Consider the following 20,713-nt stretch of genomic DNA (forward strand, 5'->3'; position numbering starts at 1 on the left):
CGGGAACAGAGCGATTCCCATGGAATCGCTTGAAGCCGGCGCGAAGCGCCGGCGACGCCGGAAGGCGTTCCTGCTCACTTCGTTCCGCGGGCTGCGACTTCCGAGCTCCCGCTCGAAAGGGTCGTCTCCGCCTACGGCGAGAGACGCTGCCTGTCTCGCGGGAACAGCACGGCCTCCCGGATGTTGTCGAGGTCGAGCATCGTCATCACGAGGCGCTCGACGCCGTACGCCCACCCGGCGTGGGGCGGCATCCCGTACTTGAACATCTTCGTGTAGTACTCGAACTGGTCGGGGTCGAGGCCCTGCTGCTCGAAGCCCTCGACGAGCGCGTCGTAGCGGTGCTCGCGCTGCCCGCCGGAGACCAGCTCCATGCGCGGGTGCATCAGGTCGAAGCCCTTCGAGAGCTCGGAGTCGTCGTCGTAGTCCTGGATGTAGAACGGCTTGATCTCGCTCGGCCAGTCGGTGACGAAGTAGTGCCCGCCGACGTCGTCGCCGAGCGCCTTCTCGCCCTCCGTCGGGAGGTCGTCGCCCCAGACGAGCTGCTCGTCGAGTTCGCCCGTGGCGTTGATGCGCTCGATGGCCTCCTCGTAGGTGAGCCGCGGGAAGTCACCCGAGGGCGCCTCGAACTCCTCTGCGAGACCGAGCGTCTCCAGCTCGTCCTGGCAGTGCTCCTCGACGGCGGAGTACGCCGCTTTGAGCGTGCCCTCGCAGACGTCCATCGCCTCCTCGTGGTCGATGAACGCGGACTCGAAGTCGATCATCGTCGCCTCGTTCAGGTGGCGGGGCGTGTTGTGCTCCTCCGCGCGGAAGATCGGGCCGACCTCGAAGACGCGTTCGAGCCCGGAGCCCACCATCAGCTGCTTGAACAGCTGCGGGCTCTGGTTCATGAACGCCTCCTGGCCGAAGTACGTCACGGGGAACAGCTCCGTGCCGCCCTCGGTGCCCGTGGCGACGATCTTCGGCGTGTTGATCTCCGTGGAGCCGACGCTCCGGAAGTACTCGCGGACCGCGCGCAGGATCTCCGCGCGGATCTCGAAGATGGCCTTCGTCTCGGGCTTGCGGGCGTCGAGCGTGCGGTTGTCCAGGCGCGTCGAGAGGTCGGCGTCGACCTTCCCGGACGGGTCGAGGGGGAGCTGGGGGTCGGCCTCGGCCATCACTTCGATGGAGTCGGGCGTGACCTCGACGCCGGTCGGAGCGCGCTCTTCCTCCTCGACGTCGCCGGTGACCTGCACGACGGACTCGCGCTGAACGTTGATGCCCGTCTCCACGAGGTCGTCGTCCATCTCGTCCTTCTCGAACTTGACCTGGATCTTCCCGGTCTTGTCGCGCAGGATGAGGAAAGCGATGCCACCGAGGTCCCGGACTTCGTGGACCCAGCCGGCGACCGTCGCGTGGTCGCCCGGCTCGGCGTCCGCTGTGAACGTGCGGTCCTTCATAGCTCCCGATTCACGAGGACCGGCCTTAAACGACTTCATTTACGGCGTGGCCGCGCTCGGGCCGCGCCGGAGAACAGCGCGTTACTCGTGGGCGTCGTTGACGCCGCGGACGGTCTCCGCGACCGCGTCCGCGCCCTCGTCGTGGAGCAGGTCGCCGACGACGACGGTGTCCGCGTGCTCGCCCATCTCGTAGGCGGTGTCGTAGTCTCCGATGCCCCCACCGTAGAACAGCGTCGCGTCGTCGAGCGCGTCCTGGGCGGCGCCCACGATTTCGGGGTCGCCGAGCGTCCCCGAGTACTCCACGTAGACGATGTCCTGGCCGAGCATCCGCTCGGCGACCTCGGCGTAGGCCGCCACGTCGTCCGCGGCGAGGTCGCAGTCCGCGTCCGTGTACTCCGCGACGCTCGCCTCCGGATTCAGCACGATGTACGCCTCCGTCGCGGTGCGCGCCCAGTCGAGGTCGGCGATTCGGACCCACTCCTTGTGCGCGCCGGTAATCCAGAACGGGTCGCCGGCGTTCAACACGACCGGCACGAGGTAGCCGTCGAGCGCGTCGTCGTCCACGACGACCGCCGGGTTCGACGGCTCCTGGTAGAGGGGGACGTCGTGTTTCCGGCACGCGTCGATGACGCGTTTCATCTTCTCGGTGGTCACGTCCATCGTCCCGCCGATCTCGATGGCGTCGGTGCCGGTCCGGCAGACGTCGTCGAAGGTGTCGCCGTCGACCAGCGACTTGTCCGGGTCCACCTTGAGTACGTGGTCCCAGTCGTCCCACGGGGTAGTCATGTGCCTCCGTTTCGATGCGCCGGCCAAAACCCCTTCGATGCGGCGAGAACGCCGCGAGCGCCGCCGCTGGAGCAGTAGAGCACGGAACCGCCAGGGGGCGTCCTAGCCGTGGATGCCCATCGCTTCGATCTGCTCCTGGTAGCGGTTCCGGATGGTGACTTCCGTCACCTGCGCGACGTCAGCGACCTCGCGCTGGGTCTTCTTCTCGTTGCAGAGCAGGGACGCCGCGTAGATCGCGGCCGCGGCGTAGCCGGTCGGGGACTTGCCCGAGAGCAGTCCCTTCTCGGCGGTCGTCTCGATGATGTCGTTGGCTTTCGCCTGGACCTCCTCGGAGAGTTCGAGTTCCGAGCAGAACCGGGGCACGTACTTCTTCGGGTCGACGGGCTTCATCTCGAGGCCGAGCTCCTGGGAGATGTAGCGATAGGTGCGACCGATCTCCTTGCGCTCCACCCGGGAGACCTCCGAAATCTCTTCGAGGCTCCGGGGGATGCCTTCCTTCCGGCAGGCCGCGTACAGCGCGCTCGTCGCGACGCCCTCGATGGAGCGGCCGCGGATGAGGTCCTCCTTGAGCGCGCGGCGGTAGATGACCGACGCGACCTCACGGACCGACCGGGGAACGCCGAGCGCGGACGCCATGCGGTCGATCTCGGACAGCGCGAACTGGAGATTGCGTTCGCCGGCGTCCTTCGTGCGGATGCGCTCCTGCCACTTCCGCAGTCGATGCATCTGCGAGCGCTTCTTCGACGAGATGGACCGCCCGTAGGCGTCCTTGTCCTTCCAGTCGATGGTCGTCGTCAGCCCCTTGTCGTGCATCGTCTGCGTGGTCGGGGCGCCGACGCGAGACTTCTCCTGTCGCTCCTGGTGGTTGAACGCGCGCCATTCCGGACCGGGGTCGATCTGCTCCTCCTCGACGACCAGACCACAGTCGTCGCAGACCAGTTCCGCGCGGTCCGAGCTCTTCACGAGGTTGTCAGAGCCGCACTCCGGGCACTCCCGTACGCCCTCCTCGGACTCCTCCTGCTCTGTCGCCGTTTCTCGCTCCCGCTGGCGAGTGGACCGTGTCATCGCATTTTTATATTAGCGTTTCGCAAACGCTTAAACCCATTGCCGGGTTGGAGTGTCTGGAAGGCAACACAATTCTCGCCGTTCAGGGCGTAACTCCCGGCTAACGACCCGGAAGCGTCCGCATACTCGAATTAGGGGATAGAAATTCATATACGGGAAGCGGGGTGACTTCGACTCAATGCCGGTCGTGGAGTGCGACGTCGACGCCGCCCGGGAACGGCTCGAAGCCGCGGGCGCGTCGTTCAGCGAGGGAAACTCCGAGTACGAGCGCTGGCACGCCGACCTCGGGGGCGCCCACGCCGTCGCCTACGACGACAAGCTGGTCGTGCAGGGCGGGAACCCCACGGACATCACCGCGGTCGTCGAGCCCGACCGCGGCGGCCGCGTGCACGCGTACTTCGACGGCGCGAGCCGCGGCAACCCCGGGCCCGCCGCGGTCGGCTGGGTGCTCGTCTCCGGCGACGGCATCGTCGCCGAGCAGGGCGAGACCATCGGTCGCGCGACCAACAACCAGGCCGAGTACGAGGCGCTGCTCGCAGTACTGGAAACCGCCGTCGAGTTCGGCTTCGACGAGATCGAGATCCGCGGCGACTCCCAGCTCGTCGAGAAGCAGGTCAAAGGCGCGTGGGACACCAACGACCCCGAACTCAGGAAGAAGCGCGTCCGAGTGCGCGAACTGCTCGAACGCTTCGAGGCGTGGTCGCTGACCCACGTTCCGAGAGAGGTAAACGACCGCGCGGACGAACTAGCCAACGAGGCCCTCGACGATGACTGACCTCCCCGAGGACGTAGTCGACGAAGCCGAACGACTCACCCGGCTCGCGCGCGACGCGGTCGACGACGCCGCGGCCGAAGCGTACCGCGAGCGCCGCGACGACCTACTCGCCGAGCACGGGTTCGTGCCGCGCGTCCGCGAGCGCGACGACACGCTCGTCTGCTACCCCGGCGAGTGGCTGGACGGCGACGGCCGCGTCCAGCTCGGGGACGTCGAGGACACCGACCGCGCGGCCGAAGTGTCGCTGTCCGGGCCCGGCGAACAGGGCGACTACGAGGAAGCCGCCGCGCGCAACGACGACCTCGTCGAGCGCGTGCGCGAGCGCCACGGCGACGTCCACGGCGACAATGCCGCCGCGTTCGCCGATTTCATGAACAACCACTACGCGCGAGCGATGGACACGGCCGACGACCGCGAGCGCGAGGAGTTCCTCGCGGAGTACTTCCCGCGGAACGCGTGGCCGAGCGACGAACAGCGCGCACTCGTCGAGGAGTCACTCGACCTGATTTCGGCGGTCGCGGACGACGACGCGGCGCCCGAGCAGTAGGGACTCGGATAGGAGGCGGCGCCGTCGCTACGGAGTGCGAAATACGGGGAACGTCGGCTGCGAGTCTCGGTTTAGTTCTCGGCGACGATGTCGCGGACCTGCTCCTTGCGGTCCTCGTCCGTGAGGAACTTCGAGAGCGACCACTGGAGGTCGTCGAGGACGGCGTCGAAGCCGTCGTCGGTGAGCTCGTACTGGTTGGTGCGCTTGTCGAGTTCGGACTTCTCGACGAGGCCCTTGTTGACGAGGTCGTCCAGGTTCGGGTAGAGTCGGCCGTGGTTGACCTCCTGGCCGTAGTAGTCCTCGAGTTCTCGCTTGATGGCGAGGCCGTAGCGGGCCTCTTCGGCGAGTACAGTCAGGATGTTCTTCTGGAACGCAGTCAGGTCACGCACGTCAGTTCGTACAGCGGATTGTGCCTCTGACATAGCTGACCGAAAGTTATCTGGCTATTTAACTTCTGCGAGGTGGCATTTTCCAGGCTTAACGAGTCGTTTTCGGGAGTATCGTTCGTTTCGAACGCGCAAAATCGCTCGTTTCCCCGCGGCCGCCGATACTTCGGCGGGTCGCTCCGGGAGTACCGGGTCCGGAGGGACTTCGCTATACCCCCTCTTACTGGCTGGACCGGGAAAGCCGCTGGGGGCGATTGCGAAAAGCCTTTTTCCCGGTGTGTCAACCTCGACGCATGGCGAATCTCTGGGAAGACCTCGAGACGGGACCGGACGCGCCGGACGTGATCTACGCGGTCGTCGAGTGTCTCAAGGGCGAGCGCAACAAGTACGAGTACGACAAGGACATTCCGGGCGTGGTGCTGGACCGCGTGCTCCACAGCAACGTCCACTACCCCAGCGACTACGGGTTCATCCCGCAGTCGTACTACGACGACGAGGACCCCTTCGACGTGCTGGTGCTCGTCGAGGACCAGACGTTCCCGGGCTGCGTCATCGAGGCTCGTCCGGTCGCGCTGATGAAGATGGACGACGACGGCGAGCAGGACGACAAGGTCATCGCGGTGCCGGACGAGGACCCGCGCTACGACCACATCGAGGACCTGGAGGACGTCCCGCAGCAGCAACTCGACGAGATCGAGGAGTTCTTCGAGACGTACAAGAATCTCGAACCGGGCAAGGAGGTCGAGACGCTGGGCTTCGAGGACGCGCAGGCGGCCAAGGACGCCATCGAGCACGCCCAGGACCTCTACGACGAGAAGTTCGCGTAACGCGACTACTCGCGCGAAACCGTCTTTTTCGCGGTCGAGCGAGCCGGAAAGCGGGGGCGATAACCAGTGGGAATGGCGGGTCACGTTCCCGATGCGTTATGCGTATGGGTAATTATTTGGGGCGTCCCGCCGTACGTTCGAGTGTAATGGCCGCCAGCCACTCCGAGTTCGGCATGAACCACGTCACCGTCGTCCCCACCAACCTCCGGCCCGCGGACAGCGACGACGACGAGGAGGGGCGAGCGGCGGACGCGACGCGCTGACCCCACCGGGACAACATACTTAACGGTCCGGGTGAATTCTCGGCGTAATGCTCCCCGGGCTCGGCTCGGTCTCCGCCCCGATGGTCGCGCTCGTCGGCGGTGCGCTCGCCGCCGGCGGCGTCGGCAGTTACGCGCTCGTCACGGCCGTCCGGCGGCGGCGCGCGGAACCGAAGAACGAGGACTTCGTCCAGCTACGGGACACTATCGCGGGCCTCGAATCCGTCGCTCTCGTCGTCCCCGAGAACCCCAGCATCGACGCGCTCGCCGCCGCTATCGGGCTGCGCGAGCTCTGCAACGAGTGGGGCGTCGCCGCCCGCGTGTTCGCCGAGGGCGACGTCACCAGCGACGACGCGAAGGCCTTCTGTAACCTCTTCAACCTCTCGCTAGGGGTGGCCGACGACCCCCTCGACGACTACGACGGCGCGGTCGCGGTCGGCGGCGGCGGCACCGTCCCGTCGTTCGCCAACCGGCCGCCCGTCGTCGCCGTCGTTCGGCACCGCCCCGCCGCCGTCGACCACCCGCTCGTCGTCGCCGGCAACGAGGCCGGCGCCACCTCCACCATCGTCGCGCGGTTCGTCGAGCGCGCCGGCCGCACCCCCGAACAGGACGTGGCCACCGCGCTCCTCTACGGCATCCGCGCCGGTACCCGGGAGTTCCGGCGCGTGCGCTCCCGCGAGGACTTCCGCGCCGCCACGTTCCTCCAGGAGTTCGCCGACCAGGGCACCATCGACGCGCTCCGCGCGCCCGGCATGAGCGGGGAGACGTTCGACGTCATCGGGCACGCCATCGCGAACCGCGAGCGCCACGCGAGCTTCGCCGTCACGAACGTCGGCACCGTCCCGTCCGTGAGCGCGCTCGAAGAGGCCGCCGACACCCTCCTGCGGCTCGACGGCGTCTCCTCGGCGGCCGCGTTCGGCGTCCACGAGGACACCGTCGTCACCGCGTGCCGCGCCGACGACGTGCGCACCAGCGCGATGGACGTCCTCTCGTCGGCGTTCGAACAGACTGACGCGCTCGGCGGCGACGCCGACACCGCCACCGCCCGCGTGCCCCTCGGGCTGTTCAGCCGCGTGAGCTCCGAGCAGCAGGCGACCCTCGACGAACTCATCGACGCCAGCACGCGGAAGGCGCTGTTCGCCTCGTTCGAGCAGGCGTAGCTGGCGAGTTCGTCCGGTATCCGGGACTCCGGCCAGTAGCCGCCGTAAGACTAACCCTTTAGTGTATCACCGGCGACTCGGACAGTATGGGCCTGTTCGACCGACTCCGCGGCGACGACGGCGCGCGGGTCGCGTTCATCGGAATCGACGGCGTCCCGTACAGCCTGATTCAGAACGAACCCGAGACGTTCCCGAACCTCCACGAGGTCATCGAGGACGGCGACGGCGGCGCCATCGACAGCATCGTGCCGCCCGAGTCCAGCGCGTGCTGGCCGTCCCTCACCACGGGCGTCAACCCCGGCGAGACCGGCGTCTACGGGTTCCAGGACCGGGAAGTCGGCAGCTACGACACGTACGTGCCGATGGGCCGCGACGTCCAGGCCGACCGCGTCTGGGACCGCGTGACCGACGCCGGCCGGGACGCCACCGTTCTCAACGTCCCCGTCACGTTCCCGCCCCAGCGCAACGTCCAGCGGATGGTCTCCGGGTTCCTCTCTCCGGACGTCGAGAAGGCCTCCCACCCCGAGGAGGTCGGCGACTACCTCTCGACGCTCGACTACCACATCGACACGAACGCGAAACTCGGACACAAGGACGACAAGTCCGATTTCGTCCAGGACGCCCACGACACCATCGACGCGCGGCAGGAGGCGTTCCTGAACTACGTCCGCGAGGACGACTGGGACCTCTTCTTCGGCGTGTTCATGACGACCGACCGCGTCAACCACTTCCTGTTCAAGGACTACGAGCAGGACGGCGAGTACAAGGAGGAGTTCCTGGAGTTCTACCAGAAGGTCGACCGCTACGTCGGCGAGCTCCGCGCGGAACTCCCCGACGACGTCGCGCTCGTCGTCGCCTCCGACCACGGGTTCACCAGCGAGGACTACGAGGTCCACCTCAACCAGTGGCTCGAGGACGAGGGCTGGCTCTCCTTCGAGGACGACGACCACGAGAGCCTCGAGGACATCGACGACGACACGCGCGCGTACTCGTTCATCCCCGGGCGGTTCTACATCAACCTCGAGGACCGCGAGCCCCGCGGGAGCGTCCCCGAGTCGGAGTACGAGGAAGTGCGTGCGGAACTGAAGGAGAAGATCGAGTCTATCGAAGGCCCCGACGGCCGGCCGGTCGTCGACCGCGTCGTCCCGAAGGAGGACGCCTTCGACGGCGCCCACGACGAGATCGCGCCCGACCTCGTCGCCATCCCGAACCACGGCTTCGACCTGAAGGCCGGATTCTCGGGCGCCGACGACGTGTTCAGCGTCGGCCCGCGCAACGGCATGCACTCCTTCGAGAACGCCACGCTGGTCACCGACGACCCCGAAGTCACCGTCCGCGGTGACACAGACCTCTTCGACATCACGCCGACGCTGCTGGACCTCCTCGACGTCGAGTTCGACGGCCGCGAGTTCGACGGCGAGACCCTCGCCTAACTCACGTCTCTGACTCCGGCGGTGCCGTCCACTCGCCGCCGTTGTCCTGCGGCTCGTACCCCAGCACGTCGCGTGCGTGTGAGCCGTCGACCCAGGTGCCGTCGTTGTCGCTCACGCCCCAGAAGACGTCGTAGTCGACGGTCTCGTCTTGGAGGCACCTGTCGACGAGCTGCCCCAGATCGCGGTGGGAGAGCCACGTGCACTTCATGCGGTCGGCCACGTACTCGTACGCCTCGCTGTCTTCGTCCCACCAGCCCTCGTCGACGCCCATCTCGGCGAGCCCGTACGGGTGGTCGTACTCGGCTCCGACCACGGTCTTGATGCGCAGCGAGTAGAAGCTCGTGGGGTAGTCCCGCGTGTTCGTCTCGTACGTCGGGTGGAGGTCGCCCAGCGGGTTCGGCTGGCTTTCGACGAACAGCCGGCCCGCGGCCTCGCCGAACACCTTCGACAGCCCGTAGAACGAGTCGGGCCGCACTGGGTCCTCGTGGGTGACCGCGAGGTCGTAGTCGGGGTCGTAGAGCTCGGGCGCGAGCTCGATCTCGTACATCCCGACGGTGTGTATCGACGACGCGAACACGAACTTCTCTACTTCCGCCTCGGCGGCGGCCTGCAGAACGTTGTACGTCCCGACGACGTTGTGCTGGAGTATCTCCCCCCAGGACGCGTTCAGGTCGACCAGCGCGGCGAGGTGAACGACGGCGTCGTGTCCCTCGAAGTGGCCGCGGAGGTCGTCGAGGTCAGTGATGTCCGCGACGACGGTCTCCCGGTCGGGGTGGTCTTCGACGTCGAGACACGTGAACTCGTACTCCTCGCGGTCGCCGAGCTGGTCGAGTATCGCGCTCCCGACCGTGCCGTTCGCGCCCGTGATAAGAACTCGCATACGACGAAGGCGAGCCTGCTCGATGATAAATACGCCGGGTGCGGTCGCCGCCTCCGATCCGGCCTGCACAGTCGCGTCGATGACCGCCGCTACAGCAGGTCGTCCAGCTGGTCGTTCTGGAAGTTCTCCGTCGGGTCTACTTCCTCGACGGCCTCGCTGGCCTCCGCGGCGCGCTCCATGAACGCCTCGATGCGGTCGGAACGCGAGACGCCCGACAGCAACACGAGCACCGCGACCTTCTCGGAGTCCAGCGGGAAGTCGCCGCCGCGTACCTGCATGCTTCGAGTCTCCTCCTCGACCCACGACCGGGCCTTCTCGACGCCCTTCCGGGAGACGCGGTCGGGCTCCCCGGCGACGACGACGAGCGCCGCGCCCGCCTCCGTCGTGTCGGGAACGCTCATCCCCGTGAGCAGGGACTTCCGCGCGGTCGACGTGATGACGTTGACGTTCTCGCCGGCGTCCGGCGCGGCGTCCGCGCTCGCGAACCCGACAGCGGACATGTCTCCGGACTTCAGCGTGTTGATGACCTCGCTGGAGTCGACGACGCTCTCACCGACGCCCTCGACGTTCTCGCCCGCCGCGAGCAGGATGCCGACGCGGCGCGCGATGCGCTCGTTGATGGCGTCGAACGCGTCCGTGACGCTCTCGCCGGTCTTCCGCCACGCGTCGTTGTCCACGAGCAGCGTGGAGTCGGCCTCCCGGACGAGCGTCTTCAGCGACCGGCCGGCGTTCGCCTGGTAGATGCCGCCCTCGTCGCGGCCCGGCAGGATACCGAGCGCGTACACCGGAATCTCGTGAACGCGCTGGAGTTCCTTCACGAGCACGGGCGCGCCGCCGGACCCGGTGCCGCCGCCGAGCCCGGCGACGACGAAGATGGCCTCCGTCTGCGCGTCGACGACGCCGTCGAGTTCGCCGACGACCTCGCCGAGATCGCTCTGCATCACTTCCGCGCCGAGCTCGTTGTCCGCGCCGACGCCGTGGCCTTTCACGCGTTCCTGGCCGACGAGCACCGTGTCGATGTCCAGGGGTTCGAGGTCCGCCTTCGCCGTGTTGACCGCGAGCGCGCCGCGGACTGCGCCGTAGTCCGAACGCCGGTCTTCTTCGAGGAGAGCTTCGGTGACCTTCCCGCCGGCCTGTCCGACACCGATGAGGGCGGCTTTCATACACCGTGCATCTCGGGGACCGGCCATGAACGTTGCGCCGCAGTTTTAAGCCGGATGACGCGGCCACTTCGGGGCGTGTCCGACGACGACCTCGCCGAACGGCTGCGAGCGGTAGAGCGCGCGGTGACCGACAGCGACACCGCCGTCAGCGACCTCTCCGGGCCGGCGGCCGTCCACGAGCGCCTCGACTCCCTGGAGGCCGAACTGGACGACCTCGGCGAGCGCGTGGACGCCCTCGACGCCACCGTCCAGTCGCTGCACGGCTACGTCGGCGAACTCGAAGCCGTCAACGAGCGCGTGCAGCGCCGCGCGGACGCCGCCCGCGAGGCAGTCGACCGCCTCGAAGCCGAGCAGTCCCGGCCGGCGGCGAACGTCCCCGAACGCGCGACCGGGAATGCCGGGTCGGCCGACGCGGACTCCGACAGTCCCGAACGCCACGACCGAACAGCGGGAGACAGCGATCTCCGATCCCGGACTACGGACGACGAATCGCTGCTCGACCGCGTCCGGGAGTCGCTGTGACCGTCCGGGTAGTGCTCGCGGTCGTGTTCGCGCTCGCGCTCCTCGCGGCGGCCCAGCCGGCAGTCGACCACGCGACCCGGACGCGCGACGACGCGGCCGTCCGTGCGAGCGCCGAGCGCGTCGCGGACGCGGCCGCGGACCTCCAGCGCCGGAGCGACCCCGACGAGAGCGTCGAGACTGCTCCACGTCGGACGCTTCGGCTCGACCTCCCCGACGACGCGACGCTCCGCGTCCGCGACAGCCCGCCGCGGCTCGTCTCGCGACTGCCGAACGGTCCAGAACACCGCCACTCGCTTCCAGTCGCCGTCGAAACGTGTGGCGACGCGACTCTCGACGGGCCGACGACGCTGGCGTACGTCGAGCGCGCGGACGGCCCCGTCGTGCTCGCGCTGCGAGGGTTTATCCGGAGGAACGCGACCACCGCGTCCCATGCGTGCGCTCCTCGACCGCTTCGCGGCGGACGACCCGGACTGCGGCTGTGAGGTCACTCGCGACGGCGCGCTCCGCGTGGACGCGGGCGGCTGTCCGGGCGGCGGCGACCTCGTCGACCAGCCCGCGTGTCGCGCCACCGTCGCGGACGCGTGCCGCCGAGCCGACGCGGACCGAATCGTCGTCGACGCGTCCGGTTTCCGGCGCGAGTACGGCCCTCGCGCCGTCGCGCTGTTCACCGCAGCCGGCCGGTTCGCCGCGAGAGTCGCGGACCGCGACCACCGACTCGCAGCTCGCGCCCGCACCGACCCGCTCGCGGCGGGCGCGGAAGCCAGCGGACGCGCGGGACCGGTCGCCGAAATCGCCGCCGAGACCGGGTTCGCGGCCGCGGCGGGCGACCTGCCGGACTACGACGCGCTCCGCCCGCACGTCGGCCCGGCGCTCGCGGACGCCCGCATCGACCCGACGCCGCCGCCTGACGGCCGGCTCCGGGACACGCGGACGCTCGAAACGAACGCGACCGTCCGCGAGTACGCGGTCCCCGGCGACCTCCCGGTCTACCACGTCGTGCCGCCCGAGTACGAGTTCGCGCCCGCGGACTGCCGCGTCCTCGCCGACGCACGGCGCCTGCTCGCGAACGGCTCGATTCCCGACGGCGAGGACGCACCGGGCCGTGCAGTCCGGGAAGCCGCGAGCGAGCATCGCGAGCCACTCGCGGACGCGCTCCGCAAGCACACGCGCGGGTTCGGCGTCCTCGAAGACGTCTTCGCCGACCCGCGGATCTCGGACGCGTACGCGAGCGCTCCCGTCAGCGAGGGCGTGCTCCGCGTCACCGTCGACGGCGAGGACGCCCGGACGAACGTCCGGTTCACGGACGCGGGCGCCGACCGGCTCGCCTCCCGGCTGCGCGCGGAGAGCGGGCGGCCGTTCTCCCGCGCGCACCCGACACTCGACGCCGCAATCGGCGGGCTCGGGACCGCCGGCCGGGTGCGGGTCGCCGGCGTCACCGACCCCGTCAGCGACGGTACCGGGTTCGCGTTCCGCGCGCACGACGCCGACCCGTTCCGGCTCCCCGACCTCGTCGCGAACGGCACGCTCTCCACCGGCCTCGCGGGCCTCCTCGTCGAGGCGCTGCGCCGCGGCGCGGCCGTCCTGTTCGCGGGCGCTCGTGGTGCCGGGAAGACGACGCTGCTCGGCGCGACGCTGTGGGGGATCGCCAGAGGGACTCGGCTCGTCACGATCGAGGACACGCCCGAGCTCCCGGTGCGCGCGCTCCGCGGCGACGGCCGCGACGTCCAGGCGCTGTACGCGAACAGCGACGGCGCGGGCGCGGACGTCTCGATGGCGGACGCGCTCCGCACCGCGCTCCGGCTCGGCGACGGCGCCATCGCGGTCGGCGAGGTCCGCGGCGAGGAGGCGCGCGTGCTCTACGAGGCGATGCGCGTCGGCGCCAGCGACGCCGCCGTGCTCGGCACGATACACGGCGAGGGCGCCGGGGGCGTCCGCGAGCGCGTCGTCTCCGACCTCGGCGTCGCTCCCTCGTCGTTCGCCGCGACCGACCTCGTCGTCACGCTCGCCGACACCGCCGACGGCCGCCGCGTCACGCGCGTCGAGGAAGTGACCGAGGACGGCGCCGCGGCGCTCTACGAGGACGCGGGCGAGGGCGCCGAACCGACCGCCCGAATCGCGCGCGGGAACAGCGACGTAGTCGCCGAACTCGCGGCGCCCGGCGAGACGTACGCGGACGTCCGGGACGCGATTCGCGCCCGCGCTGACCGCCTTCCGAGCGATGACTGACCCCGCGAACCCTCGCCGCGCGACCGCCGCACTCGCCGTCTCGGCGCTGCTCGCACTCGCGGCCGCGCGCTGGAATCCGTACGCCGGCACCGCTGTTGCCCTTCTCGGCGTGGCGGCAGCTACAGCCCTCGCGTACGGGCCGCACGTCCGAGCGGTCGCGGAGCGCTCGCGCGCGCTCGGCGCTGCGCCAGACCTCGTCTGCCTGGTCGTCCTCTCGCTGCGGCTCGACCCCACGCTCGAACGCGCGGCGTGGTTCGCCGCCGACCACGGCGACGGCCGCCTCGCGGCCAGTCTCGCCGCCCACGCCCGCGAAGCCCGTGGGACACCCGGCGCCGGCTTCGACGCGTTCGCCGCGACGTGGACAGAACACCTGCCGTCGCTGCGGCGCGCAGCTGCCCTCGCCGACGCTGCCGTCGACGCGCCCGCCGGCGACCGCGAACGCCTCCTCGACCGCACGCTCGCCGTCGTCGTCGAGGGCGCCCGGGAGCGCGCCAGCGAGTACGCCGACGCCGTCCACGGCCCGACGATGGGCGTCTACGCGTTCGGCGTCGTGCTCCCGCTCGCGCTCGTCGGCGTCGTCCCCGCGGCGGCGAGCGCCGGGATGCCGCTCGCGCTCGGTGCCGTCGCGCTCGCGTACGTCGTCGTGCTGCCGGTCGCGGTGCTCGCCGTCGTCTGCTGGATTCTCGCGCGGCGCCCGGTCGCGTTCCCGCCCGCGGCCGTCCCCGCCGACCACCCGGGGCTCGACGACCGGACGCGAAACGCCGGGTTCGCGGCCGTCTGCGGCGTCGCTGCCGCCCTCGTCGCCTCCCGGTTGCTGCCGTCGTGGTCGCTGCCGGTGCTACTCGTCGGCTGGCCCGTCGGCGGCGCGCTCGCCTACTGGTTCCGATCCGCCTGCGAAGTCCGCGAGGACGCCCGAAGCGTCGAAGACGGCCTCGCGGACGCGCTCTCCGTGCTCGGCCACCAGCTCCGCCACGGCCGCGCCGTTGAGGCCGCGGTCGCGGACGCCGGCGACACGCTCGACGGCGCCACCGGCGACGTCTTCGACGCGGCCGCACGCCGGATGCGCCGCCTCCGCATCGGCGTCGAGGGAGCCTTCCTCGGGGAGCACGGGCCGCTCGCGCGAACCCGCAGCCAGCGCGCCCGCGCCGCCGTCTCGCTCGTCGTCCACGCCGCCGACGCCGGGCCTGCGGGCGGCCGCGTGCTCGTCGACGTCGCGGACTGCTTCGACGACCTCGCCGACCTCGACCGCGAGGTCCGGCGCGAGTTCGCGTCGACGACGCGGACGCTCCGGCACACCGCGCTCCTCTACGCGCCCCTCGTCGCCGGCGTCACCGTCGCGCTCGCCGGCCGCGTGAGCGGGCTCGACGGCGCGAGCGCGCTCCCAGCCGGCCCGCTCGCGCTCGTCGTCGGCGCCTACGTGCTGTGGCTCGCGGTCGTCCTACCCGCGCTCGCAGTCGGCCTCGACCGCGGGCTGGACCGCGCGCTCGTCGGCTACCACGCCGGTCTCGCGCTCGCCGCCGCGGCGGCCGTCTACCCCGTCACCGCGTTCGCCGCGGGCCGCGTGCTCTAATTTTAAACGGGAGGGCGCGGCCAACCCGCCCCATGTTCGACACGCTCGCCGACGTTCCGCCGGTGCTCGTCGCACTCTCGCTGGTCAGCACGACGCTGCTCGGCGTCGCGTTCGCCGCCAAGCCGTCCGCTCCGTCGCGCGCCGCGCCGCTCGCGAGCACGGTCGACACCGTCGCGAGCGCGGACCGCGCGAGCGTCGAAACCGAGGACGTCGACGCCGACGCGATTCGCGTCACCTCTCGCAAGCTCGCCGTCCGCGACGACGGCCGAACCACGAGCCAGTCGTTCGCGTACGGCCCCGTAGTTCCCGTCCAGCGGGACACTGCGCTCTGGCGCGTCCTCCGCGGCGTCCCACCGGACGAGGTGTTCGACGGCGAACGCGCGCTCGAACGCGCAGTCGGCAGCGCCCGGGACCGAGACGCCGAGTGGCGCCGGGACCGCCAGCAGTTGACCGTCCGCCGCGTCACCTGGAGGGGTGTCGATGTCACGCTCGTCGGCGCGTGAGGCGCAGGTCGAGCCGCTGCCCGCGCTCGTCGCCGTGGCCGTCGTCTGTCTCGCGGTCGGCGCGTTCGCGACGGTGCGCGCGGACGTCTTACCTGCCGCCACCAGCGACGTGCCCGCCGACGACGTGCTCTCGGACGCGGTCGACGCGGCGACGCCGGAGGGCGCGGTCGTCGTCGACCCGCAGCGGATCGACGCCCCGGTCGCCCCGGAAGGCTACGAATCCCGGGTGACCGTGACCGCGAGCGGGCGAGAGTGGACTGCCGGCGAGCAGCCCCCGCCGGACGCCGCGACGGCGAGCCAGCGAGTGCCGGTACGCGTCGCGGACGGCCGAACCCGCCCCGGAAAAATCACCGTGGCGGTGTGGCCGTGAGCCGCGCCGTCAGCACCGTCCTCGACGCCTCACTGGCAATCCTGCTCGTGAGCGCGGCCGCCGTCGCGCTCGTCGCGATACCCGGCGGCGATCAGCGACCACCCGACCCGGACGCCACTGCGCGGACAGTGCTCGCGAGCACGGCGACCGCGGAGTACCAGGCCGCGAACGGCAGCCGGCGGTCCGTCTCGGGACGCGCTGGAACGCTGCTCGCGCACGCCGCGCTCGCCGACAGCCGGGACGGGGCCCCGGGATTCGTCCGAGCTGTCGAAGCGGCAATCGAGGACGTGCTCGTCGCTACGGGCGGCCGCGTCGAGGTCGTCGCGGCGACGGGAGAGGGTCGCGTTCGCGTCGGTGAGCGGCCGCCGCCGAGCGCGTCCGTCTCCGGCGTCTCCCACGAGGTCGCCGTGGAGCACGAGTCCGCGACGGTCACCGTTCGGACGTGGTCGCCGTGAGACTCGCCGACGACGAGCGTGCTCGCGTGCCGTTCGCACTCGTCGGCGTGGTGCTGCTCGTCGGGAGCGCGACCGCTGCGGCAGCGCTCGCCGGCCACGACCCCGCGCCAGCCGAGACGCGTAGCGAACGCGCGGTCGACCGCGCGCTGACCAGCGCCGACGCCGCACTCGCCAGCGCCGCTCGCTCGGCGGCCGACGACGCAGTCCGGAACCCCGTCGTCGTGCGCGCGAACACCACGTTCGGCACCGCCATCGGCCCCGAGACGCCGTTCCGTGACGCGCTCGCGCTCCGCGTGTACGCTCGCACGGAGCACGCGCTCCGCGGCGACGGGTCAGCCGTCGGCTCGGTGTCGGCGAGGGCGTCTCTCCCGCGCGTCGAGACGGCGGCGGACGCCGAGCGCGCAGTCGACGCCGTCTCGCTCGAGCGAGTCGGCGAGGACGCGATGCGGGTCACGCTCTCCGCCGTCCGAATCGCGGTCGAGCGCGACGGCCGAACCGTCTCGCAGTCGACGCGGAACGTCTCGGTGACTGTCCACAGCCCCGCGCTCGCGCTCCACGACCGCGTCCAGCGATTCGAGCGGCTGCTCGACCGCGGCGCGTTCGCCGGCCCGGGCCTGGACCGCCGGCTCACCGACTACCTCCACCGCGTCGTCTGGCTGCGCGGCCCGCTGCAGTACGCGGGCGTCCCGATTTCGAACGTGCTCGCGAACCGCCACGTCGAGGTGATGGCGAACCGTGCGCTGCTGGACGTCCAGCGGACGGCGTTCGGCCGCGAGGACGGCGAAGGCCGGACGGCGTACGGCCGAGCGCTCGCTCGCGTCGGGCTCGAAGACGTGCTCTCGGTCGCGGCGAAGGACGCGGAGAAGCGCGCGAACGCGGTCCTGCAGACGCCGGGCGCGTCCGAGACGGTGAAGGTCGGGAAGTCGGCGGCCATGGACGCGGTCGACCTGCCCGCCCAGACCGTGCCGGTCGGCGTCAACGCCACCGCGGACCGCGCGTTCGTCGACTTCGCGGACGGCAGCGACGGCGCCTCCCTGGACGCCACACTGCGGGCCGCGTACGCGTCTGTCGCGCGCCGCGACGTCGACGCGGCCGTCCTCAACAGAACGACGTCCGAGTCGGGCCACGCGCCGGAGAACTGGACGCTCGCGGAGACGACCGGAGACCGCGACGTCGATGTCGGGGCAGCCGTCGAACCCGCGGACGTGCTCGTCGACGGACAGCGCGCCGTCGAGACGTACGGGCGGCGCGTAGTCGTCACGGAACGCGAGACGCGCCGATACACCGAGGGTAACCGGAGCCGCAGCGTCGTCGAGACGACCGAGACCACCTACCGTGTCTCCGTCGGCGTCGGGTACGAGCTCCGGCCGCAGGCCGAGGGCTTGCCCGAGCCCGCCAGACGTGTGCTCGACGCGGACGCGAGCCGCGTCACGCCGGCGGTCCGCGACCACATCGCCTCGCGCGCCACGCAGTCGCTCGTCCGGGACGCGGGCGGCGTCGACGAACTCGCACGGAACGCAGTGAGTGGAGGCCCCCTCGCGCGAGAGGCGGTCGTCCACCCGGAGCTTCCCGAAACGGTCCGAAAGCGCGCGTACCGGGCGGCTGCGGCGCTCCGGGAGGAGGCGCGAAACGTCTCGGCGGACGTCTCCACGCGCGGATTGGCTGGTGGACGCGTCCCCGTCGACACGCTCCGCGGCCGCGTGACTGCGCTCCACGACGGTCGCCAGCGATACGACTCGGCGACCGACCGCGCGGTCGCCGCGGTTCGGGCCGCCTACCTCGCGCGCGTCTCTTCACGGCTCGGGGAACGGCGCGCGGACGGTGCGCTCTCCTCGGTCGGCGAGGCGCTCGGCGACCGCGGGCTCGAACCGCCGCCAACGGACCACGGCAGCGAGCGGGACGCCGGCCCGGTCGCGCGTGTCGAAGGCGCGCCGGCGTACCTCACACTCGCGGAAGTCACGCCACAGGCCGCGGGCGAGGTCGAGGAGTCGTACTACCCGCTCGTGGCGCGGAACGTGAACTGGTTCACAGTGCCGCACGGCGACGCCGCCGAAGCCGTCGTGGACGCGGCGATGCCCGAGCCGCCGGAGTCGGTCCGCCTCGGCACCGCGGCGCAGGCGCTCGCGGCGGCCAACGGTACGCTGGACGCCGCACCGAATCGGACCCTGCGCCGCGAACGCCGGAGCCTGCAGTCGGACGTCGCCGCGGGTGTATCGGCAGCCGGCACCGCGTACCGCGGCGTGCTCGCGTCGTCGCCGCTCGCGTTCACGGAACGTGAGCGGCGTGCAGCGACCCGGCTCGCGTTCGAGCGGTGGGAGACGACACACGGACGGGGGTCGGCCGTCGGCAACGGGTCGGCGGCGGCAGCGGTCGCCGACGTGGCTGCCCGCATCGCCGACGCGTCGCCACGAGAACGCGACCGACTGGCGACGCGGCTCCGCGCGGCGTCCGCAGACGTCGCGGACAGCGAGCGGGTGCGGGTGGACGCCGGCGTCGTGCGGGACGCGGCGGACGTGACGCGCCGCGTCGGGAGCGCCGTCGCGGCGAACGCGCTCTCCGAGGCGGGGTCGATAGCCGCCGAGAAAGCCGCGAAGCGCCTCGGCGCGGCGGACGTCGGCGCGGTGCCAGCGGGCCTGCCACTGGCGCCCGTGCCCGGGTTCTGGTACGCGACGGCGAACGCGTGGTCGGTCTCGGCGCGCGGGTCGTACGCCGAGTTCACCGTGCACGCTGAGGGCGGGTCGCCGGTCGGCCCTGGAGGCGGGACGGCGTACGTCCGGGAGGACGCGACTGTCGCGTTCGACGTGGACGGCGACGGGGACGCGGAGCGCGTCGGGCGCAACGAGCGCGTATCGTTCGAGGTCGAGGCGACTGTCGGCGTGGTCGTGCCGGCGGGACCGCGCGGCGTCGGCGACGTCGACGGGAATGCCGACGAGCAGTCCGCGGGGTGGTGAGCCGCGGCAAGCGTAGCCTCCTTGAACGCTCGGGGCGTACGGGCGAGCGTGCTAGCCGACGAAATCCAGGACCCCGGAGACCAGACACCCGGGCAGGTGCGCGCGGAGTACGAGGCGGCGCTCGGTCGCGTCGTCGAGGCCGAGGGCGTCGACAGCGTCGCGGCGGCCTCGGGCGTCGACGAGGCGAAGCTGACGGCGCTCGCGGGCGGTGACCCCGTCGAGATCACGCTCGAAGAGGCGGCGGGAATCTTCGCGGTCAGCGACGACTGGCCGGACGCCGAGGGCCTGCTGCTGGAGGTCCGGGACAACCTGATGCTCCAGATGAGCTCCGCGGTGATGGACGTGGAGGCGCTCGCCAGCGGGCTCGACGACGACTACGACCCGAAGGAGATTCAGCAGAAGATCGAGGGGCGCCAGGCGATGACTCTGGAGGAGTACGCCCGTATCTACCGGCACATCGCGGCCGAGAACCCGTACTGATGGACGTCGCGATCCTGGGCTGCGGGTACGTCGGGCTGGAGCTCGGCCGCCAGCTCGCCGAGCGCGGCCACGACCCCGTGGGCGTCCGGCGCTCGGAGGACGGCCTCGCGGCGATTCGGGACGCGGGCTTCGACGCCGTACAGGCTGACGTGACGGACGCCGAGTCGCTGGCGGCCGTGCCGGACGTGGACGCCGCGGTGTTCGCGGCGAGCTCGGGCGGCCGCGGCGCGGACGCCGCCCGCGAGGTGTACGTCGAGGGGCTGCGGACGGCAATCGAGCACTTCGGCGAACGCGAGAACTCACCGGAGCAGTTCGTCTACACGTCGAGTACGGGCGTCTACGGCGACCACGGCGGCGAATGGGTCGACGAGGAGACGCCGCTGGACCCGACGACGGAGAAGACCGAGGTACTCGTGGCGGCCGAGCGAGTCACGCGAGAGCGCGCGCCCGAGTTCGGGATGGACCCGGCCGTCGTGCGCTTCGCGGGGCTGTACGGCCCCGACCGCTACCGGCTGCGTCGCTACCTCGACGGCCCCGTCACGGAGGGCTACCTGAACATGGTCCACCGGGCGGACGCCGCGGGCGTCGCGCGGTTCGCGCTCACCGACGAGGCGGCCGCCGACGCCGAGGTGCTGCTGGCGGTCGACGACGAGCCGGTGTCGAAGTGGGAGTTCGCGGACTGGCTCGCCGACGAAGCGGACGTCGACCGTCCCGAGAAGCAGACGGTCGAGGAGCGCCTCGACGAGGGCGACCTCTCCGAGCCAGCCGAGCGCCGGCTCCGCACGAGCAAGCGCTGCTCGAACGATCGACTGCGCGAACTCGGCTACGAGTTCGCGTACCCGACGTTCCGCGAGGGCTACCGGGACGCCGTCGACGCGTTCCGTCGCGGGGAGTACAAGTGACGGCGCGGCCAACCAC

Annotated in this window: 21 protein-coding genes; 15 read left to right on the forward strand and 6 right to left on the reverse strand. The window is 71.0% G+C overall.

What is annotated here, in order from left to right; all coding sequences use genetic code 11:
• Positions 1–131 precede the first annotated feature (131 nt).
• The 3 genes from aspS to G9C83_RS03360 all read right to left on the reverse strand — a co-directional run bounded on the left by aspS (position 132) and on the right by G9C83_RS03360 (position 3,287).
• Complete coding sequence (gene aspS, locus G9C83_RS03350; RefSeq protein ID WP_167244691.1) at positions 132–1,436, reverse strand: aspartate--tRNA(Asn) ligase; 1,305 nt, start codon at positions 1,434–1,436, stop codon at positions 132–134.
• 81 nt (positions 1,437–1,517) lie between these two features.
• Positions 1,518–2,222 (reverse strand): phosphoglycerol geranylgeranyltransferase, encoded by a 705-nt coding sequence (locus G9C83_RS03355; RefSeq protein ID WP_167244692.1) that lies wholly within the window; start codon positions 2,220–2,222, stop codon positions 1,518–1,520.
• 102 nt (positions 2,223–2,324) lie between these two features.
• Entirely contained in the window at positions 2,325–3,287 is a 963-nt protein-coding gene (locus G9C83_RS03360; RefSeq protein ID WP_159526279.1) for a transcription initiation factor IIB, read from the reverse strand.
• A 178-nt stretch (positions 3,288–3,465) separates the two neighbouring features.
• Between G9C83_RS03360 and rnhA the strand changes: the two genes are divergently transcribed.
• Positions 3,466–4,062: a ribonuclease HI gene (gene rnhA / locus G9C83_RS03365; protein WP_167244693.1), complete on the forward strand. Its 597-nt coding sequence runs from the start codon at positions 3,466–3,468 to the stop codon at positions 4,060–4,062.
• On the forward strand, positions 4,055–4,609 hold the full coding sequence (locus tag G9C83_RS03370) for a rnhA operon protein (protein ID WP_167244694.1): 555 nt from the start codon (positions 4,055–4,057) through the stop codon (positions 4,607–4,609). Before rnhA ends, G9C83_RS03370 begins: the two co-directional genes overlap by 8 nt.
• A gap of 71 nt (positions 4,610–4,680) precedes the next feature.
• On the opposite strand, the gene G9C83_RS03375 is transcribed toward G9C83_RS03370, so the two are convergent.
• Positions 4,681–5,031, reverse strand: coding sequence for a PadR family transcriptional regulator (locus G9C83_RS03375; protein WP_167244695.1), 351 nt, complete (start codon positions 5,029–5,031; stop codon positions 4,681–4,683).
• A gap of 257 nt (positions 5,032–5,288) precedes the next feature.
• On the opposite strand from G9C83_RS03375, the gene G9C83_RS03380 reads away from it, so the two are divergent.
• The 3 genes from G9C83_RS03380 to G9C83_RS03390 all read left to right on the forward strand — a co-directional run bounded on the left by G9C83_RS03380 (position 5,289) and on the right by G9C83_RS03390 (position 8,675).
• Positions 5,289–5,822, forward strand: a complete 534-nt coding sequence (locus G9C83_RS03380; protein ID WP_167244696.1) for an inorganic diphosphatase — start codon at positions 5,289–5,291, stop codon at positions 5,820–5,822.
• Positions 5,823–6,132: 310 nt separating this feature from the next.
• Positions 6,133–7,242 (forward strand): bifunctional oligoribonuclease/PAP phosphatase NrnA, encoded by a 1,110-nt coding sequence (locus G9C83_RS03385; protein ID WP_167244697.1) that lies wholly within the window; start codon positions 6,133–6,135, stop codon positions 7,240–7,242.
• Between the two features lie 86 nt (positions 7,243–7,328).
• Positions 7,329–8,675 carry an alkaline phosphatase family protein gene (locus tag G9C83_RS03390; protein WP_167244698.1) on the forward strand — a complete coding sequence of 449 codons (1,347 nt, stop codon included), beginning with the start codon at positions 7,329–7,331 and terminating at the stop codon, positions 8,673–8,675.
• Position 8,676: 1 nt separating this feature from the next.
• Here the strand turns inward: G9C83_RS03390 and G9C83_RS03395 are convergent, their stop codons facing one another.
• Both G9C83_RS03395 and G9C83_RS03400 read right to left on the reverse strand, forming a co-directional pair.
• Positions 8,677–9,555 (reverse strand): NAD(P)-dependent oxidoreductase, encoded by an 879-nt coding sequence (locus G9C83_RS03395; protein ID WP_167244699.1) that lies wholly within the window; start codon positions 9,553–9,555, stop codon positions 8,677–8,679.
• Positions 9,556–9,644: 89 nt separating this feature from the next.
• Positions 9,645–10,718: a tubulin/FtsZ family protein gene (locus tag G9C83_RS03400; protein ID WP_167244700.1), complete on the reverse strand. Its 1,074-nt coding sequence runs from the start codon at positions 10,716–10,718 to the stop codon at positions 9,645–9,647.
• A gap of 75 nt (positions 10,719–10,793) precedes the next feature.
• Here G9C83_RS03400 and G9C83_RS03405 point away from each other — a divergent pair, with 75 nt between their 5' ends.
• Genes G9C83_RS03405 through G9C83_RS03450 form a run of 10 tightly spaced genes read left to right on the forward strand, consistent with a single transcriptional unit; the run spans position 10,794 to position 20,697 of the window.
• Positions 10,794–11,240: a hypothetical protein gene (locus tag G9C83_RS03405; RefSeq protein ID WP_167244701.1), complete on the forward strand. Its 447-nt coding sequence runs from the start codon at positions 10,794–10,796 to the stop codon at positions 11,238–11,240.
• Positions 11,237–11,722 carry a hypothetical protein gene (locus G9C83_RS03410; protein ID WP_167244702.1) on the forward strand — a complete coding sequence of 162 codons (486 nt, stop codon included), beginning with the start codon at positions 11,237–11,239 and terminating at the stop codon, positions 11,720–11,722. Before G9C83_RS03405 ends, G9C83_RS03410 begins: the two co-directional genes overlap by 4 nt.
• The gene (locus G9C83_RS03415) at positions 11,670–13,466 is read left to right on the forward strand and encodes a type II/IV secretion system ATPase subunit (protein WP_167244703.1); all 1,797 of its coding nucleotides are present in this window, start codon (positions 11,670–11,672) and stop codon (positions 13,464–13,466) included. The genes G9C83_RS03410 and G9C83_RS03415 overlap by 53 nt, the downstream gene beginning before the upstream one ends.
• A complete protein-coding gene (locus tag G9C83_RS03420; RefSeq protein ID WP_167244704.1) occupies positions 13,459–15,036 on the forward strand; it encodes a hypothetical protein in 1,578 nt (525 codons plus the stop codon). Before G9C83_RS03415 ends, G9C83_RS03420 begins: the two co-directional genes overlap by 8 nt.
• A gap of 32 nt (positions 15,037–15,068) precedes the next feature.
• Positions 15,069–15,539: a hypothetical protein gene (locus G9C83_RS03425; protein ID WP_167244705.1), complete on the forward strand. Its 471-nt coding sequence runs from the start codon at positions 15,069–15,071 to the stop codon at positions 15,537–15,539.
• Entirely contained in the window at positions 15,517–15,909 is a 393-nt protein-coding gene (locus G9C83_RS03430; RefSeq protein WP_167244706.1) for a hypothetical protein, read from the forward strand. Before G9C83_RS03425 ends, G9C83_RS03430 begins: the two co-directional genes overlap by 23 nt.
• Positions 15,906–16,364: a hypothetical protein gene (locus tag G9C83_RS03435; RefSeq protein WP_167244707.1), complete on the forward strand. Its 459-nt coding sequence runs from the start codon at positions 15,906–15,908 to the stop codon at positions 16,362–16,364. Before G9C83_RS03430 ends, G9C83_RS03435 begins: the two co-directional genes overlap by 4 nt.
• A complete protein-coding gene (locus G9C83_RS03440; RefSeq protein ID WP_167244708.1) occupies positions 16,361–19,315 on the forward strand; it encodes a hypothetical protein in 2,955 nt (984 codons plus the stop codon). Before G9C83_RS03435 ends, G9C83_RS03440 begins: the two co-directional genes overlap by 4 nt.
• Positions 19,316–19,363: 48 nt before the next feature.
• A complete protein-coding gene (locus G9C83_RS03445) occupies positions 19,364–19,795 on the forward strand; it encodes a DUF5791 family protein (RefSeq protein ID WP_167244709.1) in 432 nt (143 codons plus the stop codon).
• Positions 19,795–20,697: an SDR family oxidoreductase gene (locus G9C83_RS03450; RefSeq protein ID WP_167244710.1), complete on the forward strand. Its 903-nt coding sequence runs from the start codon at positions 19,795–19,797 to the stop codon at positions 20,695–20,697. Before G9C83_RS03445 ends, G9C83_RS03450 begins: the two co-directional genes overlap by 1 nt.
• Positions 20,698–20,713 lie beyond the last annotated feature (16 nt).

This window comes from Halobacterium sp. R2-5 (genome assembly GCF_011734195.1).
Taxonomy (GTDB): domain Archaea; phylum Halobacteriota; class Halobacteria; order Halobacteriales; family Halobacteriaceae; genus Halobacterium.

What these genes read in the sequence shown, in the direction of transcription:
- G9C83_RS03415 (WP_167244703.1), top strand. Translation starts at nt 11,670, where the DNA reads ATGCGTGCGCTCCTCGACCGCTTCGCGGCGGACGACCCGGACTGCGGC.
- rnhA (WP_167244693.1), top strand. Translation starts at nt 3,466, where the DNA reads ATGCCGGTCGTGGAGTGCGACGTCGACGCCGCCCGGGAACGGCTCGAA.
- G9C83_RS03430 (WP_167244706.1), top strand. Translation starts at nt 15,517, where the DNA reads ATGTCACGCTCGTCGGCGCGTGAGGCGCAGGTCGAGCCGCTGCCCGCG.
- G9C83_RS03390 (WP_167244698.1), top strand. Translation starts at nt 7,329, where the DNA reads ATGGGCCTGTTCGACCGACTCCGCGGCGACGACGGCGCGCGGGTCGCG.
- G9C83_RS03375 (WP_167244695.1), bottom strand. Translation starts at nt 5,031, where the DNA reads ATGTCAGAGGCACAATCCGCTGTACGAACTGACGTGCGTGACCTGACT.
- G9C83_RS03360 (WP_159526279.1), bottom strand. Translation starts at nt 3,287, where the DNA reads ATGACACGGTCCACTCGCCAGCGGGAGCGAGAAACGGCGACAGAGCAG.
- G9C83_RS03400 (WP_167244700.1), bottom strand. Translation starts at nt 10,718, where the DNA reads ATGAAAGCCGCCCTCATCGGTGTCGGACAGGCCGGCGGGAAGGTCACC.
- G9C83_RS03395 (WP_167244699.1), bottom strand. Translation starts at nt 9,555, where the DNA reads ATGCGAGTTCTTATCACGGGCGCGAACGGCACGGTCGGGAGCGCGATA.
- G9C83_RS03425 (WP_167244705.1), top strand. Translation starts at nt 15,069, where the DNA reads ATGTTCGACACGCTCGCCGACGTTCCGCCGGTGCTCGTCGCACTCTCG.
- G9C83_RS03370 (WP_167244694.1), top strand. Translation starts at nt 4,055, where the DNA reads ATGACTGACCTCCCCGAGGACGTAGTCGACGAAGCCGAACGACTCACC.
- G9C83_RS03355 (WP_167244692.1), bottom strand. Translation starts at nt 2,222, where the DNA reads ATGACTACCCCGTGGGACGACTGGGACCACGTACTCAAGGTGGACCCG.
- G9C83_RS03380 (WP_167244696.1), top strand. Translation starts at nt 5,289, where the DNA reads ATGGCGAATCTCTGGGAAGACCTCGAGACGGGACCGGACGCGCCGGAC.
- aspS (WP_167244691.1), bottom strand. Translation starts at nt 1,436, where the DNA reads ATGAAGGACCGCACGTTCACAGCGGACGCCGAGCCGGGCGACCACGCG.
- G9C83_RS03385 (WP_167244697.1), top strand. Translation starts at nt 6,133, where the DNA reads ATGCTCCCCGGGCTCGGCTCGGTCTCCGCCCCGATGGTCGCGCTCGTC.
- G9C83_RS03420 (WP_167244704.1), top strand. Translation starts at nt 13,459, where the DNA reads ATGACTGACCCCGCGAACCCTCGCCGCGCGACCGCCGCACTCGCCGTC.
- G9C83_RS03450 (WP_167244710.1), top strand. Translation starts at nt 19,795, where the DNA reads ATGGACGTCGCGATCCTGGGCTGCGGGTACGTCGGGCTGGAGCTCGGC.